The organism is Streptomyces sp. NPDC127117, assembly GCF_042677325.1.
GTDB lineage: Bacteria > Actinomycetota > Actinomycetes > Streptomycetales > Streptomycetaceae > Streptomyces.
In genome coordinates this window covers 70109-84544 of sequence record NZ_JBHXTM010000032.1, presented here as the reverse complement: position 1 = coordinate 84544, position 14436 = coordinate 70109, and the positions used below count along the sequence as shown (strand labels likewise).

The following is a 14436-nucleotide window of genomic DNA, read 5'->3' as shown; positions in this document are numbered from 1 at the left end:
GCCCGGCGGGACTGCCGGGCGGCGCGCTCGATCCAGCGGTTGTGCGTGCGGGTCAGAGAACGCCGCTGTCCGCGATGGTGATCTTCGCCTGCGGGCGGCCGCTCTGGGTGCCGAGGGCCTCGATCTTCTTGACCAGGTCCATGCCCGCCTCGTCGTCGACCTCGCCGAACACCACGTGCTTGCCGTCCAGCCACGACGTCACGATCGTCGTGATGAAGAACTGCGAGCCGTTGGAGTTGGGACCGCTGTTGGCCATGGAGAGCTGGCCCGGCTTGGTGTGCGCGAGCTTGAAGTTCTCGTCCGGGAACTTGGCGCCGTAGATGCTCTGGCCACCCGTGCCGTCGCCCCGGGTGAAGTCGCCGCCCTGGAGCATGAAGTCGGGGATGATGCGGTGGAACGAGGACCCCTTGTAACCGAAGCCCTTCTCACCGGTCGCCAGCGCGCGGAAGTTCTCCGCCGTCTTGGGAACGATGTCGTCGAACAGTTTGAACGTGATCCGCCCGGCGGGCTCGTCGTTGATGGTGATGTCGAAGTAAACCTTGCTCGTCATGGAACCATCCTGACATCGACACGTTCGGGACCGACGGGCGGGCACGGTCACGGAACGGCGAAAAGGTCGCGCCGAGGTCCTGGGGGCGGACCGTACCGGCTTCAGCGGGTGCGTTGCAGATGGGCGCCGATCTGCAGAAACGCCTGGACCAGCGGGGCCTGGGGGACGGCCGGGGACATCACCTGGGATCCGTAGTGGACGATGACGGTCTCCAGTCCGGGGGAGATGAAGAGCCGCTGGCCGTGGATGCCGCTGGCCATGAAGGAGCCGTAGGGGTCGTTCAGGATCCACCAGAAGTCGTGGTACGAGAGGGTGGCGGGGGCGTCGGGCGGCGCGGCGGGGAAGCGGACGCGCTCGGCGTAGCCCTTGGGGGCGTCGGGGATGGCGGCGGTCACGGCGGCCGGCACGATCTGCCGGTCCCCGACGGCGCCGCCGCAGCGGATCATCTCGCCGAGCCGGGCGACGTCGCGCGCGGTGGCGCTGAATCCGCCGCAGGCCGCTTCGGTGCCTTCGCCGTCCAGTACGTAGTAGGCGTCCTCGTCGGCGCCGAGGCGGGACCAGAGCAGCTCGCTCAGCAGGGCCGAGGTGGTGGTCCCGGTGATCCGGCGGAGGATCTCGGCCAGCGCCTCGACGTTGCCGTTCTCGTAGCGGAACCCGGTTCCCGGCGCGGCTGTCGCGCGTGCGGTGGCGAGGTGTTCGCGGATGCTGGTGGGGCCGCTGTAGCCGTAGGGACGCAGCGCCGGTGCGACGACCGCGAAGTAGCGCTGGGCCTCGACGGGTTTGTCGAAGGGGCGCCCGGCGTACGACACCTGGGTTCCCATGTGCAGCAGATGGTCGACGGTGCTGTCCCCGAAGGCGGTCCCGGCGAGCTCGGGAAGGTACGAGGAGGCCGTCGCGGTGCGGTCGAGGACCCCCTGGTGAGCCAGTACGGCCGCCACGAGACCTATGTACGACTTGGCCGCCGAGGCGTTGAAGTGGGCGTCGTGCGGCCGTAGTCCGTGCAGATGGCTCTCGTGGACGAGGGTGCCGCGGTGCATCACCAGGAAGGCGTCGGTCCGGGCGGCCTCGAAGAGCTCCTGGAGGGTCAGGGTGCGGTCGTCGGGCGCGGTGATCGTGAGCCGGTCGAGACCGGCGGTGTCCGTCGGCAGTTCGCGGGCGGGGCCCGGTCCGCGCCACACCCGGCGGCTGGGCAGCAGTTCCCGGCCCGACGTGGTGTAGCGGCGTACCCATGCCGGGTCGGTGTAGCCCCGGGACCAGTGGAGATTCGCCAGTGGTGCGTCGGTCATGCGCGCTCCTCGACATTGAGTGACGGTCTGATCGCTACCATACACATCGTCTGTTTTCTGTGAATGCCCGTCGCCCGGTACGCGCGTATCCGGCGATCGACTCGTGGCGTGGTGCCTGGCTTGATGCAGAACCATTGACCGGAAGTGTCCAGCGAGTTACGTTGCCGAATCAGCAGCCCACTAATGGACGCTCCGTTCAATTTCTCTGTCGCCGCATCCCCGACGGTGCGCGCCCGGACGGGAGCGGCGCCGCCGTCCGCGCATGCCCGCCGCCCCCGTCACGGGGCATCCCGGCGCGGGGTGTCCCGTCGCCGGAGCGCCCGCCCCCTGCTTCCACCGCACCGCAGGAGTCTCCCTATGTCCTCGCAGCCATCACCGCCGCTGGTCCTCGACGGGTCCGGCGACCCCGGGCCGCCGGCCTTCGACCGGCGCCGCGCCTGGCTCGTCACCGCGATGATCGTCACGTTCATGGTCGTCAACTTCGCGGACAAGTCGGTGCTCGGGCTGGCGGCCGACCCGATCATGCAGGAGCTGGACATCAGCCACAGCACCTACGGCCTGATATCCAGCTCCTACTCGATCCTGTTCAGCCTCTCCGGGCTGGTCGTCGGTTTCTTCTCCGCCCGTATCTCCAGCCGCGTCCTGCTGTTCGTGATGTGTCTGGTGTGGGGCGTGGCCCAGCTGCCGGTCCTGATCGTGGCCGCCGTGCCCGCGCTGGTCGCCGGCCGGGTGCTGCTCGGCGCGGCCGAAGGGCCGGCCACCCCGATGTCGATGCATGCCCTCTACAAGTGGTTTCCGGTGGGCCGCCGCGGTCTGCCCTCGGCCCTCCAGATCGGCGGTGCCGCCCTCGGCACTCTCGTGGCGGCGCCCGTGGTGACCTGGCTGATCACCGGGTTCGGTTGGCGTGCCGCCTTCGTCGCGCTGGCCGTGACGAGCCTGGTGTGGAGTGTGGTGTGGTGGTTCGTCGGGCGCGACGGACCCTATGACCAGCCTTCCGCGCGGGTGCGGGCCGAGTCCGCCGGGCCCGATCGCGTCCCCTACCGCCGCCTGCTGCTGAGCGGCACGGTGATCGGGAGTGTGGCCAGCGCCTTCGGGGCGTCCTGGGCGATGGCCCTCAGCCAGGCGTGGCTGCCGTCGTACCTCAAGAACGAACTCACCATGAGCCCGGGAACCGCGGCGGCGGTACTCAGCGCGGTGGCCGCCCTCAGCTTCGTACTGCTGCTGGCGCTGTCCCCCGTGGTCGACCGGCTGACCCGGCGCGGCCTGTCGCTGCGCCGCTCCATCGGGGTGCCGCAGGGTGTGGCGGTGATGTGCGCCGGGGCCGCGATGGCGGTGTTCCCCTTCGTCGGGCCGCTGCCGGTGCGGCTCGCCCTGATCGCGGTCGCCTTCGCGGTGCACTCCATCGCGTTCCCGCTGCACTACATGACGGCCGCGGCGGTCGTGCCGGCCTCCCAGCGCGGTGCGCTCTTCGGGATCGTGGCCGCGACGGGCACGCTTCCGGGCCTGCTGGCCCCGTCCCTGACGGGCCGTCTGCTGGATTCGGCGTCCTCGACGAGCGCGGGCTACACGCAGTCGTTCGCCCTGGCGGCGGCGGTCATGGTCGTCTGCGGCGTGGTGTCGGTCTGCTGCATCCGGCCGGCCCGGGACGCGGCGCGGCTGGGGGCCGCCGTCCGGTAACGCCGGGCGCGCCCGCCGTTCCGGGGAACCGGGCGCGCGGCGCCGGTCAGTCCTGGTCCGGGGCGGTGAATCCGCTGGCCCAGTAACGGCCGTGCAGGGCCAGGTCGAGAAGCATGCGCACCGCCTCCTCGGCGGGCATCGGCGGGGTGTCCTGCTCGGCCCACCAGCGCAGTACGGCGACCTGCTCGCCGACCCAGACCCGGGCCAGGAGGTCGGCGTCGATGCGCGGCTGGACGTTGTTGCGTTCGGCGCGGGCCTTGAACTCCGACGCCGTCGCGGCGGCGCAGGCGTCCATGAACATCTGGAGCGGCTTGCCGTCCCCCTCGCCGCGCAGGACGACCCGGTAGACGTCCCGCTCGTCGCTGACGTGCCGCAACATCTCCAGCAGCGGTTTGCCGGTGAAGCCGATGGCGCTGCCGGCGACCGCCGGCTCCAGGCGCTGCACGAGCTGTTCGAGCAGGTCGGAGGTCACCCGCGCGAACAGGTCGTCCTTGCCCTTGAAGTGCGCGTAGAACGTGGCACGCGCGACATCGGCCTGCTCGGTGATGTCTTCGACGGTGAGCGCGCTGAAGCCGCGCTCCAGCACCAGTTCCACCAGTGCGCCGCCCAGCGCCCTGCGGGTGCGCCTGGTGCGCCTGTCCTCGGCCATGCGGCCCCCTTCGCCCTGTCGTGCTTCGCCCCGTCGCGGTCCGCGCACAGTCTAGATGGCTCTTGACAGCCCACAAGATACAAAACATTGTGTCTGTAAACGTTCTTGATGTATTCAATCGGTCGAACTGTAAGGCTGGAGATCGTTCATGAACCTGGGTACCTACCTCACCCGCAGCGCCCGCTACTGGCCCGACGCCACCGCCCTGGTCTGCGGTGAGCGGTCGTGGACCTACACGGAGCTGGACGGCGCGGCCAACCGTCTCGCCTCGGCCCTGATCGCCCGCGGACTGCGCCCCGGCGACGCGGTCGCCTCCCTGGCCTGGAACCGCGGGGAGCTGGTCGAGGTCGAATTCGCCCTCTACAAGGCCGGACTGGTGCGCGCGCCGATCAACGCGCGGCTGGGGCGCGGCGAGATCGAGCACATCCTGCGTTACGCACCGGTGCGCGTCCTCGTGTTCGACGCGGCGCACCGGGAGGACGCGCTGGCCGCCATCGAGGCATCGGGCACCGGCTGTCTCCCCGTACTGCTGGAGGACGAGCCGGCCCCGGCCGCGGTACGGGGCGGCGCCGCGGTCCTCGGCTACCGGGCGCTGCTCGGCGAGGGGGAGGCCGCCCCGGTCGCCACCGATGTGGACGAGGACGCTCCGTGCGTCCTGAACTTCACCTCCGGATCCACCGGAGCGCTCAAGGCGGCCGTCCAGACCTTCGGCAACCGCCTCGCCAACATGCGCAAACTCCTGATGAGCGACGAGTCCCGCCCCCGTCCCGGCACCCGCTATCTCGCCTGCGGCCCGATCACCCACGCCACCGGTATGACCTTGCTGGCCAATGTCTTCGCCGGGGCGGCCACTCACGTACTGCCGACGTGGAGCGCCGAGGCGTTCGTGGACACGGTGGAGAAGGAACGCATCACCGCGACGTTCCTCGTCCCCGCCATGGTCAACATGGTGCTCGCCCACCCGGACGCGGCCGCCCGGGATCTCTCCAGCCTGACCGGCGTACGCGTGGGCGGTGCACCCATCTCGCCCCAACGCCTGCGTGACGCCGTGCGGTTCTTCGGCCCGGTCGTGGCGCAGGGCTACGGTCTGGGCGAGACCACCAGCGTGGTGGCGGGACTGACCAGCCAGGAGATCGCCCACGCCGTCGCGGACGACCCCGAACTGCTCCAGTCCTGCGGACGGGCGACGTACGACACCGAGGTCCGGATCGTCGACGAGACCGGCCGGCCGCTGCCGCCCCGCGAGGTCGGTGAACTCATCGTCCGCGGCCCCGACTGCGTACGCGAGTACTGGCAGGAGCCCGAGCTTTCGGCGCAGACCTTCCGTGACGGCTGGGTCCACACCGGCGATCTCGCCTGGATGCGCGAGGACGGCTATCTGTTCCTCGTCGACCGCAAGAAGGACATGATCATCTCCGGCGGGTTCAACATCTACTCCACCGAGGTCGAGGCCGCCCTGTACGAGCACCCCGGTGTCCAGGAAGCCTGTGTCATCGGGGTGCCCGACGAGACGTGGGGCGAAGCGGTCAAGGCCGTCATCGTGCCCCGCCCCGGCCATGCGCCGAGCGCCGACGAGATCACCGCGTTCTGCGCCGAGCGGCTCGACCGCTTCAAGAAGCCCAGGAGCGTCGACTTCGTCGCGGAACTGCCCCACAACCGCAACGGGAAGCTCGACCGCAAGGCCGTGCGCGAACCGTTCTGGGCCGACGCCGACCGCCGCGTGAACTGACGGACGCCCGAGCCGCCCCCACCATCCCTCGACCGGCAAGGACCACCACGACATGACCTTCTCCCTGCGCCCCGCCTACGACGACGACCCCCGGCTCGCCGACCTCGTCGGCCGGCTGCGCGACTACCTGGACGGCGAACTGGCCGACTACGAGCGCGACCGAGGCTTCACCCACGAGAGCCGTCTCACCCGGGCCGACCTCGAACCCGTCTGGCGGCGCAGCCGCGAACTGGGCTTCTACGGCATCCATCTGCCCGAGCAGTACGGCGGACAGAACCTCTCCCACACCGCGCTGGCCGCCCTGAAGGAAGAGGTCGGGGCCTGCGGACGCGTGCTCGGGCACAGTGTGCTCGGCGACATGGGCGGCCCGCTGCGCGCCGGTGACATCCTGCGGCACGCCACCGAGTACCAACGGGAGACGTACTTGCTGCCCCTGGTGCGCGGCGAGCGCGCCTGCTGCTTCTCGCTGACCGAGACCGATGCCGGCTCCGACGTCCGGTCCATGCGCACCACCGCCGTCCGCGACGGCGACGGCTACCGCCTGAGCGGCCACAAGGTCTTCAGCTCCGCGGGCCCGTTCGCCGACTTCGCCATCGTCGTGGCCCGGATGGCGGGGACCGGTGAACAGGAGGGCGAGAAGCCGGCCTTCTCCGCCTTCCTCGTCGACCTGGACAGCCCCGGCTGCAAGGTGCTCGACGGTGCCACCCCCATGTCCGGCGAGCACATCGAGAGCGACATCGTCCTGGACGACTGCCACGTACCCGCCCGGAATCTCCTCGGCGAGGAGGGCAAGGGCATGCGGATCGCGCTCGGCCGTGTCACCACCAACCGGCTCCTGCACTGCCCCACCGTCATCGGCGCCACCCGCCGCGCCCTCGACCTCACCCTGGAACGCACCCGCACCCGCAAGGTCGCCGGCGGTCAGCCCCTGCTGGCCCTCCAGTCGATCCAGCACAAGGTCGCCGACATGGCCACCGAGCTGTACGCGGCCCGCTCCATGACCTACGCCGCGCTCGCCGCCCTCGACCGGGGCAACGACGTACGCGTCGAGGCGTTCATGAGCAAGCTGTTCGTCGCCGAGTCCGCCTTCCGCATCCTCGACCAGGCCGTCCAGATCCACGGCAAGGAAGGGCTCACCCAGGGCAACGAGATCGAGTTCCTGTTCCGCAAGATCCGTATGTTCCGCATCCTGACCGGCACCTCCGAGATCCAGCGCAACGGCATCGCGCACGGCCTCGCCTTCATGGCCTGACCCGCCCCCCGCTCCGCCCATCGAGAGACAGCCCCCACCCCGCAGGACAGGTGCACCCGATGACAACCCCCGCCCGCTCCACAGCCCCCGCCTGGTCGTCGCTGACGGGCAAGCGCATCCTCGACCTCTCGCGGCTGCTGCCCGGCCCCTACGCCACGTCCATGCTCGCCGACCTCGGCGCCGACGTGATCAAGGTCGAATCCCCTTACACCGGCGACCCCTTGAGGATCGCCCCCGATCTCTTCGGCGCGCTCAACCGCAACAAGCGGTCGATCACCCTCGACCTGCGCGACGAGGACGGCCGGAACACCTTCCTGGACCTGGTGCGTACCGCCGACGCCGTCGTGGAGAGCTTCCGCCCCGGAGTCCTGGACGGGATGGGCCTGGGCTTCGCCGCCCTCCACGAGGCCAATCCGCGCCTCGTGCTGTGCTCGCTCAGTGGCTACGGGCAGAGCGGGCCCTACGCGCAGAAGCCCGGCCACGAGCTCAACTTCCTCGGTCTGTCCGGCTTCTTCACCGTCCCCGGACGGCTCGACGGCGAGATCACCCGCCCGGGCGTCCGGATCGGCGACATGGCCGGAGCCATGCACGCGGCCCTCGCCCTGACCGCCGCCCTCGGCAACGAGGCCGAGGGCCAGCACATCGATGTGTCCCTCAGCGAATCCATCACCGCATGGTGCTCCCTCTTCGCACTGCCACTGCGCGACCTCCCGGACCCCCTCGAAGCGGGCCTGGTGCAGGGCGACAACGACACCTTCACCACGGCTGACGGCCGCCGCCTGTCCCTGGCCACGTTCGAGGACAAGTTCTGGCATCGCTTCCGCACCGGACTGGCCGACGAATTCCCGGAGCTGGACACGGCCGCGTACGATCTGCGCGCCGACCGCACCGCCGCCGGGCAGGCCGTGAACGACCTGCTGAACGGAGTGTTCCGGGCCCGCGACCACGCTTGGTGGCAACAGCGCCTGGACGCCATCGACGCCCCCTGGGCCCCGGTTCTCGGCACCCCCGGCGAACTCCTGGCCGACCCGCACACCACCGCCCGGCAACTGTTCAGTACCCCCGCCGGCCCCACCGCCTGCCCACAGGCCCGCTTCCCGGTGACTTTCGGCGCCGGCCTCGAAACCTTCCGCGCCCCGGCCCCGGCCCTGGGTGAACACACCGAGGAACTGCTCGCCCCGCTCACCCCCGGCCGGTCGACCCCCTCGAACCCGGGGTGACGACAGCACCGGGCCGGCGGCGCGCGCCTGGGCGAAATCCCACCCGGACGAACTCATCGGCGCCCGCGAAGCGTCATCGCGCGCCGACCGCACCGGCTGACTCCCGGGCCGTCCCGACGAGTCGATGAACCGCAGCCCCCGCGACTTCCGCCGGATCACCGTACGCCGCTGATCCTCCGCAGCATCTCCAGGAACTGCTTCCGCTCGGCTGCCGACAGCGGCGCCAGGAGTTCGTCGTTGGCCTGCTTCCCCACCGCCGTGCACTCTTCCAGGCGCTGCTCGCCCCCGGCGGTGAGACTCACCGCGTTCTTGCGGCGGTCGGCCGGGTCGGGGGCGCGCACGACAAGGCCCGCCGCCTGAAGGTCATTGAGGACGCCCACCAGGTCCTTCGGGTCGAGCGAGACGGTCCTGCCCAGATCGGCCTGCGCGACCGGACCGAGATCCGCGACGGCCGCGAGGACGACGTGGTGCCACATCTTCATGTCGTGCTGCGCGAGCGCGGCCGAGACCAGTCCGCGTCCACGGCTCGCGGCCCGGCCGAGGAGCCAGCTCGGGAGATCGCGGATCCGGCTGGGTGCCGACGGGTTCTCTTTCATCACCGACAGCCTATCGAAAAACGTTGGAGTTCCCAACGACCTTCCGTTATCGTTGGGAACCCCAATGAATCTCAGGGATGTCGGGAGGCGGTCGCGCATGCGGCGCATTCGGTACGGATGCATCGGTGGACCCGAGACCCTGTTCCAGGAAGAGGTGCCCGTACCGGAGCCCGGCACCGGCGAACTGCTCGTCAGGACCGAGGCGATCGGCGTCACGCTCCCCGTGGTGCGCAAGGTGCGCGAGGGCGCGCGGCCCATTCCGCTCGGCGGTGAACTGGCCGGTGAAGTGGTCTCCGTCGGTGAAGGCGTCAGCGAATACGCGACGGGCGACCGGGTCACCGGCCTCTGCTTCGGGCACGGCTACGCCGAGTACGCACTGCTGCGCACCGCGATGGCCTCGCCCGTCCCGGCGTACGCCACCGCCGCGGACGCCGTCGCGCTGGTCCGCAGTGGTGCGGTGGCGCTGGGCGCACTGGAGGCCGCCCGCCCGGAGAAGGGTGAGTCGGTGCTGGTCACGGCGGCGGCGAGCGGGGTCGGCCATCTCGCCCTGCAGTTGGCTCGGCTGAGGGGCGCCTCGCGCGTCGTCGCAGCCGTGGGTGACGCCGCCAAGGCGGACTTCGTACGTTCTCTCGGTGCCGATGACCTGGTGACCTACGGCCGGGAGACCTGGGGCGAGCCGGTCGATGTCGTGCTCGATGCGGTCGGCGGCGAACTGCTCACCCCCGCCCTCAAGGCGCTCGCTCCCGGCGGAAGGCTGGTCGCGTACAGCTCGGGCGGCGGCACGATCGAGGCGTACGACCTTCTCGTGGGTGGCAGGTCGGCCATCGGCTTCCAGGTGGCGATCGTGGCCAGGACCCAGCCGCAGCGGTACGCGGCATGGATCGAGGAGCTGTGGAGGCTCTTCGGCGAGGGCGCCCTGCGACCGGCCATCCACGCGGAGTTCCCCCTCGCGGACGCGGCACGGGCCCACGAGACGATCGAGGCCCGGGCCAACCGGGGCAAGGTCGTCCTGGTGCCCTGAGCCCGAGCGGGCTGCCGGGCCGGGAACTCCTCGAATGCCGCTGCCTGCTCGGAGTCCGCACATCCGGTGCGCCCGGCCGCGGCGTTACCGTTTAGCAGAGCCCGAAAGCTTTGCATAAAAGTGCAGTGATGCGTATAGTCATGCCATCGACGAGGAGGATTTCGATGGTGGTACGTGCGGCAGTGGCAGGGGCGAGCGGATACGCCGGTGGGGAGCTGCTCCGTCTCCTGCTGGTTCACCCCCAGGTCGAGATCGGGGCGCTCACGGCCAACTCCAACGCGGGGCAGAAGCTCGGCGCGCTGCAACCGCACCTGCGGCCGCTCGCCGACCGGGTGCTTCAGCCGACCACCGCCGAGGTCCTCGCCGGGCACGATGTCGTCTTCCTCGCTCTCCCGCACGGACAGTCGGCCGCCGTCGCCGAGCAGCTCGGTGACGAGGTGCTGGTCGTCGACATGGGGGCCGACTTCCGGCTCAAGGACGCCGCGGACTGGGAGAAGTTCTACGGTTCTCCGCACGCGGGTACCTGGCCCTACGGCCTGCCCGAACTGCCGGGCGGACGCGCCGCACTGGCGGGATCCAAGCGCATCGCCGTGCCCGGCTGCTACCCGACCGCCGTCTCGCTCGCGCTCTTCCCGGCGTACGCGGCCCAGCTGGCCGAGCCCGAGGCCGTGATCGTCGCCGCGTCCGGCACCTCCGGGGCGGGCAAGGCGGCCAAGCCGCATCTGCTCGGCTCCGAGGTGATGGGCAACATGTCCCCGTACGGCGTCGGCGGCGCCCACCGGCACACCCCCGAGATGATCCAGAACCTCAGCGCGGCGGCCGGCGAACCGGTCACCGTCTCCTTCACGCCGACCCTGGCGCCGATGCCCCGCGGCATCCTCGCCACCTGCAGCGCGAAGGCGAAGCCCGGAGTGAGTGCCGAGTCGGTCCGTGACGCGTACGAGAAGGCGTTCGCGGACGAGCCCTTCGTCGAGCTGCTCCCCGAGGGACAGTGGCCCGCCACCGCGGCCGTCCACGGTTCCAACGCCGTACAGATCCAGGTCGCCCACGACGAGGCGGCCGGCCGGATCATCGTGATCAGCGCCATCGACAACCTCGCCAAGGGCACCGCCGGCGGCGCCCTGCAGAGCATGAACATCGCCCTCGGACTTCCCGAGGACACAGGTCTTTCCACGATCGGAGTCGCACCGTGAGCGTCACGGCAGCACAGGGGTTCTCCGCGGCGGGCATCGCCGCGGGAATCAAGGAGAGCGGTAACCCGGACCTGGCCCTCGTGGTCAACCACGGTCCGCGTCGCGCCGCCGCGGGCGTCTTCACCTCCAACCGCGTCAAGGCCGCGCCCGTCCTCTGGTCGGAGCAGGTGCTCAAGGGCGGCGAGGTCACCGCCGTCGTCCTCAACTCCGGTGGTGCCAACGCCTGCACGGGCCCCAAGGGCTTCCAGGACACCCACGCCACCGCCGAGAAGGCCGCCGAGGTCCTCACCGGCCACAACGCCGGGGAGATCGCGGTCGCGTCGACCGGGCTGATCGGCACGCTGCTCCCGATGGACAAGCTGCTGCCCGGCATCGAGACGGCCGCCGCCGCCCTCAGCGAGCACGGCGGCGAGAAGGCCGCCATCGCGATCAAGACCACCGACACCGTCCACAAGACCGCCGTCGCGGGCGGCGAGGGCTGGACCGTCGGAGGCATGGCCAAGGGCGCGGGGATGCTCGCCCCGGGCCTCGCCACCATGCTGGTCGTCCTCACCACCGACGCCGACGTGGACGCCGCCGCACTGGACTCCGCGCTGCGCGCCGCCACCCGCACCACCTTCGACCGGGTCGACTCCGACGGCTGCATGTCGACCAACGACACCGTGCTGCTGCTGGCCTCCGGGGCCAGTGGGATCACCCCGGAGCAGGGCGAGTTCGCCGAGGCCGTACGTACCGTCTGCGCAGACCTCGCCCGGCAGCTGATCGGTGACGCCGAGGGTGCCTCCAAGGACATCCGGATCGAGGTCATCAACGCCGCGACCGAGGACGACGCAGTCGAGGTGGGCCGCTCCATCGCCCGCAACAACCTCCTCAAGTGCGCCATCCACGGCGAGGACCCCAACTGGGGCCGGGTGCTCTCCGCGATCGGCACGACGAAGGCCGCCTTCGAGCCCGACCAGCTGAACGTCGCCATCAACGACGTCTGGGTCTGCAAGAACGGCGGCGTCGGCGAGGACCGCGACCTGGTCGACATGCGCTACCGCGAGGTCAAGATCACCGCCGACCTGGCGGCCGGTACCGAGTCCGCCGTCATCTGGGCCAACGACCTCACCGCGGACTACGTCCACGAGAACAGCGCGTACAGCTCATGAGCGCGGCGCGGAAACACACCGCACTCCCGAAGGCGCAGATCCTCATCGAGGCGCTGCCCTGGCTGACCCGGCACAACGGCAAGACCGTCGTCATCAAGTTCGGCGGCAACGCCATGATCGACGACGAGCTGAAGGCCGCCTTCGCCCAGGACGTCGTGTTCCTGCGCCAGGCCGGCCTCAAGCCCGTCGTGGTGCACGGCGGCGGCCCGCAGATCAGCGCCCAGCTCGACAAGCAGGGCCTGGTCAGCGAGTTCAAGGCGGGCCTGCGTGTCACCACGCCCGAGGCGATGGACGTCGTACGGATGGTGCTTGCCGGACAGGTCCAGCGCGAGCTCGTCGGCCTGCTCAACCAGCACGGTCCGCTCGCCGTCGGCATGACCGGCGAGGACGCCCACACCATCACCGCCACCCAGCACCGGCCGACCATCGACGGCGAGCTCGTCGACATCGGCCGGGTCGGCGAGATCACCGCCATCGACACCGGGGCGATCCAGGCGCTGCTGGACGACGGCCGGATCCCGGTCATCTCCTCCATCGCACGTTCCGCCGACGACGACCACGTCTACAACGTCAACGCGGACACCGCGGCCGCGGCCCTCGCCGCCGCGCTGAACGCCGAGACGCTGATGGTCCTCACCGACGTCGAGGGCCTCTACGAGGACTGGCCCAACAGCGACGACGTGATCAGCCGGCTCACCGCCACCGAGCTGGAGAAGCTGCTGCCCGAGCTGTCCAGCGGCATGGTGCCGAAGATGCAGGGCTGCCTGCACGCCGTGCGCAACGGTGTCGAGACCGCCCGTGTCATCGACGGCCGGGTCCAGCACTCGATCCTGCTGGAGATCTTCACCGACGAAGGAATCGGCACGATGGTCGTGCCCGACGCACAGCCCGACGCGCAGGGGGAGTCATGAGCAACCAGGAACTCGCACAGCGCTGGGGCCACGCGCTGATGGACAACTACGGAACCCCGCAGCTGTCCCTGGTCCGCGGCGAGGGCGCCCGGGTGTGGGACGCCGACGGCACCGAGTACGTCGACTTCGTCGGCGGCATCGCGGTGAACGCGCTGGGCCACGCCCACCCCGCCGTCGTCGAGGCGGTCTCCACCCAGATCGCCTCGCTCGGCCATGTCTCCAACCTCTTCATCGCCGAGCCGCCCGTCGCGCTCGCCGAACGGCTGCTCCAGCTCTTCGGCCGCACCGGCCGCGTCTACTTCTCCAACTCGGGCGCCGAGGCCAACGAGGCCGCCTTCAAGATCGGCCGGCTGACCGGGCGCACCCATATGGTCGCCACCGACGGGGGCTTCCACGGCCGGACCATGGGCGCGCTCGCGCTCACCGGCCAGCCCAAGAAGCGCGAACCGTTCCTTCCGCTGCCCGGTGACGTCACGCACGTCCCGTACGGCGACGCGGACGCCCTGCGGGCCGCCGTGACCACCGACACCGCACTGGTGATCATCGAGCCGATCCAGGGCGAGAACGGTGTGGTCGTACCGCCCGCCGGATACCTGGAGGCCGCCCGGGAGATCACCCGAGCCACCGGCACCCTGCTGGTCCTCGACGAGGTGCAGACCGGCATCGGCCGCTGCGGCCAGTGGTTCGAGCACCAGGCCCACCAGGGCATCGAGCCCGATGTCGTCACCCTCGCCAAGGGCCTGGGCGGCGGACTGCCGATCGGCGCGACCGTGGCCTTCGGCCCGGCGGCCGATCTGCTGAAGGCGGGCCAGCACGGCACGACGTTCGGCGGCAACCCGATCGCCTGCGCCGCCGGTCTCGCCGTTCTGGACACCCTGGCCGCCGAAGGCGTCCTGGACCGGGTGAAGCGGCTCGGCGAGAAGATCCGGGACGGCGTGGAGGGCCTGGGTCACCCGCTGGTCTCCCACGTCCGGGGCTCCGGACTGCTGCTGGGTATCGTGCTCACCGAGCCGCTCGCACCCCAGGTGCAACAGGCGGTTCAGGGAGCCGGATTCCTGGTGAACGCGCCCGCCCCCGATGTCCTGCGGCTCATGCCGCCGCTGATCATCGGCGACGCGGAGGTCGACGCGTTGCTCCGGGCACTGCCCGGCGCTCTCGACGCGGCAAACGGGGACGGACGATCCGGAGAATGAGGCGACGA

The 14436-nt window shown here is 70.6% G+C and carries 13 protein-coding genes; 9 read left to right on the top strand and 4 right to left on the bottom strand.

Annotated features, from left to right (window positions below; all coding sequences use genetic code 11):
* Window positions 1–52: 52 nt before the first annotated feature.
* The gene (locus tag ACFVH0_RS26155; protein ID WP_385823908.1) at window positions 53–550 is read right to left on the bottom strand and encodes a peptidylprolyl isomerase; all 498 of its coding nucleotides are present in this window, start codon (window positions 548–550) and stop codon (window positions 53–55) included.
* Window positions 551–651: 101 nt separating this feature from the next.
* The gene (locus ACFVH0_RS26150) at window positions 652–1836 is read right to left on the bottom strand and encodes a serine hydrolase domain-containing protein (RefSeq protein ID WP_385823906.1); all 1185 of its coding nucleotides are present in this window, start codon (window positions 1834–1836) and stop codon (window positions 652–654) included.
* A 357-nt stretch (window positions 1837–2193) separates the two neighbouring features.
* Here ACFVH0_RS26150 and ACFVH0_RS26145 point away from each other — a divergent pair, with 357 nt between their 5' ends.
* The gene (locus ACFVH0_RS26145) at window positions 2194–3513 is read left to right on the top strand and encodes an MFS transporter (RefSeq protein ID WP_385823904.1); all 1320 of its coding nucleotides are present in this window, start codon (window positions 2194–2196) and stop codon (window positions 3511–3513) included.
* A gap of 46 nt (window positions 3514–3559) precedes the next feature.
* Here the strand turns inward: ACFVH0_RS26145 and ACFVH0_RS26140 are convergent, their stop codons facing one another.
* Entirely contained in the window at window positions 3560–4162 is a 603-nt protein-coding gene (locus ACFVH0_RS26140; protein ID WP_385823902.1) for a TetR/AcrR family transcriptional regulator, read from the bottom strand.
* Between the two features lie 148 nt (window positions 4163–4310).
* On the opposite strand from ACFVH0_RS26140, the gene ACFVH0_RS26135 reads away from it, so the two are divergent.
* Genes ACFVH0_RS26135 through ACFVH0_RS26125 form a run of 3 tightly spaced genes read left to right on the top strand, consistent with a single transcriptional unit; the run spans window position 4311 to window position 8363 of the window.
* Window positions 4311–5891 carry a class I adenylate-forming enzyme family protein gene (locus tag ACFVH0_RS26135; RefSeq protein ID WP_385823900.1) on the top strand — a complete coding sequence of 527 codons (1581 nt, stop codon included), beginning with the start codon at window positions 4311–4313 and terminating at the stop codon, window positions 5889–5891.
* 52 nt (window positions 5892–5943) lie between these two features.
* A complete protein-coding gene (locus tag ACFVH0_RS26130) occupies window positions 5944–7143 on the top strand; it encodes an acyl-CoA dehydrogenase family protein (RefSeq protein WP_385823898.1) in 1200 nt (399 codons plus the stop codon).
* 59 nt (window positions 7144–7202) lie between these two features.
* Window positions 7203–8363: a CaiB/BaiF CoA transferase family protein gene (locus tag ACFVH0_RS26125; RefSeq protein WP_385823896.1), complete on the top strand. Its 1161-nt coding sequence runs from the start codon at window positions 7203–7205 to the stop codon at window positions 8361–8363.
* A 155-nt stretch (window positions 8364–8518) separates the two neighbouring features.
* Here the strand turns inward: ACFVH0_RS26125 and ACFVH0_RS26120 are convergent, their stop codons facing one another.
* Window positions 8519–8959 (bottom strand): MarR family winged helix-turn-helix transcriptional regulator, encoded by a 441-nt coding sequence (locus ACFVH0_RS26120; protein ID WP_385823894.1) that lies wholly within the window; start codon window positions 8957–8959, stop codon window positions 8519–8521.
* Between the two features lie 97 nt (window positions 8960–9056).
* Between ACFVH0_RS26120 and ACFVH0_RS26115 the strand changes: the two genes are divergently transcribed.
* From ACFVH0_RS26115 to ACFVH0_RS26095, 5 genes are all read left to right on the top strand, one after another.
* The gene (locus ACFVH0_RS26115; protein ID WP_385823892.1) at window positions 9057–9980 is read left to right on the top strand and encodes a zinc-binding alcohol dehydrogenase family protein; all 924 of its coding nucleotides are present in this window, start codon (window positions 9057–9059) and stop codon (window positions 9978–9980) included.
* 164 nt (window positions 9981–10144) lie between these two features.
* Window positions 10145–11173, top strand: a complete 1029-nt coding sequence (gene argC, locus ACFVH0_RS26110; protein WP_385823890.1) for an N-acetyl-gamma-glutamyl-phosphate reductase — start codon at window positions 10145–10147, stop codon at window positions 11171–11173.
* Window positions 11170–12324 carry a bifunctional glutamate N-acetyltransferase/amino-acid acetyltransferase ArgJ gene (gene argJ, locus ACFVH0_RS26105; RefSeq protein WP_385823888.1) on the top strand — a complete coding sequence of 385 codons (1155 nt, stop codon included), beginning with the start codon at window positions 11170–11172 and terminating at the stop codon, window positions 12322–12324. Before argC ends, argJ begins: the two co-directional genes overlap by 4 nt.
* Complete coding sequence (argB, locus tag ACFVH0_RS26100) at window positions 12321–13235, top strand: acetylglutamate kinase (protein ID WP_385823886.1); 915 nt, start codon at window positions 12321–12323, stop codon at window positions 13233–13235. Before argJ ends, argB begins: the two co-directional genes overlap by 4 nt.
* Complete coding sequence (locus tag ACFVH0_RS26095) at window positions 13232–14428, top strand: acetylornithine transaminase (protein ID WP_385823884.1); 1197 nt, start codon at window positions 13232–13234, stop codon at window positions 14426–14428. The genes argB and ACFVH0_RS26095 overlap by 4 nt, the downstream gene beginning before the upstream one ends.
* Window positions 14429–14436 lie beyond the last annotated feature (8 nt).

Bases quoted from the DNA above. Each gene is read 5' to 3' on its own strand.
- ACFVH0_RS26155 (WP_385823908.1), bottom strand. From the start codon at position 550: ATGACGAGCAAGGTTTACTTCGACATCACCATCAACGACGAGCCCGCC.
- ACFVH0_RS26150 (WP_385823906.1), bottom strand. From the start codon at position 1,836: ATGACCGACGCACCACTGGCGAATCTCCACTGGTCCCGGGGCTACACC.
- ACFVH0_RS26145 (WP_385823904.1), top strand. From the start codon at position 2,194: ATGTCCTCGCAGCCATCACCGCCGCTGGTCCTCGACGGGTCCGGCGAC.
- ACFVH0_RS26140 (WP_385823902.1), bottom strand. From the start codon at position 4,162: ATGGCCGAGGACAGGCGCACCAGGCGCACCCGCAGGGCGCTGGGCGGC.
- ACFVH0_RS26135 (WP_385823900.1), top strand. From the start codon at position 4,311: ATGAACCTGGGTACCTACCTCACCCGCAGCGCCCGCTACTGGCCCGAC.
- ACFVH0_RS26130 (WP_385823898.1), top strand. From the start codon at position 5,944: ATGACCTTCTCCCTGCGCCCCGCCTACGACGACGACCCCCGGCTCGCC.
- ACFVH0_RS26125 (WP_385823896.1), top strand. From the start codon at position 7,203: ATGACAACCCCCGCCCGCTCCACAGCCCCCGCCTGGTCGTCGCTGACG.
- ACFVH0_RS26120 (WP_385823894.1), bottom strand. From the start codon at position 8,959: ATGAAAGAGAACCCGTCGGCACCCAGCCGGATCCGCGATCTCCCGAGC.
- ACFVH0_RS26115 (WP_385823892.1), top strand. From the start codon at position 9,057: ATGCGGCGCATTCGGTACGGATGCATCGGTGGACCCGAGACCCTGTTC.
- argC (WP_385823890.1), top strand. From the start codon at position 10,145: ATGGTGGTACGTGCGGCAGTGGCAGGGGCGAGCGGATACGCCGGTGGG.
- argB (WP_385823886.1), top strand. From the start codon at position 12,321: ATGAGCGCGGCGCGGAAACACACCGCACTCCCGAAGGCGCAGATCCTC.
- ACFVH0_RS26095 (WP_385823884.1), top strand. From the start codon at position 13,232: ATGAGCAACCAGGAACTCGCACAGCGCTGGGGCCACGCGCTGATGGAC.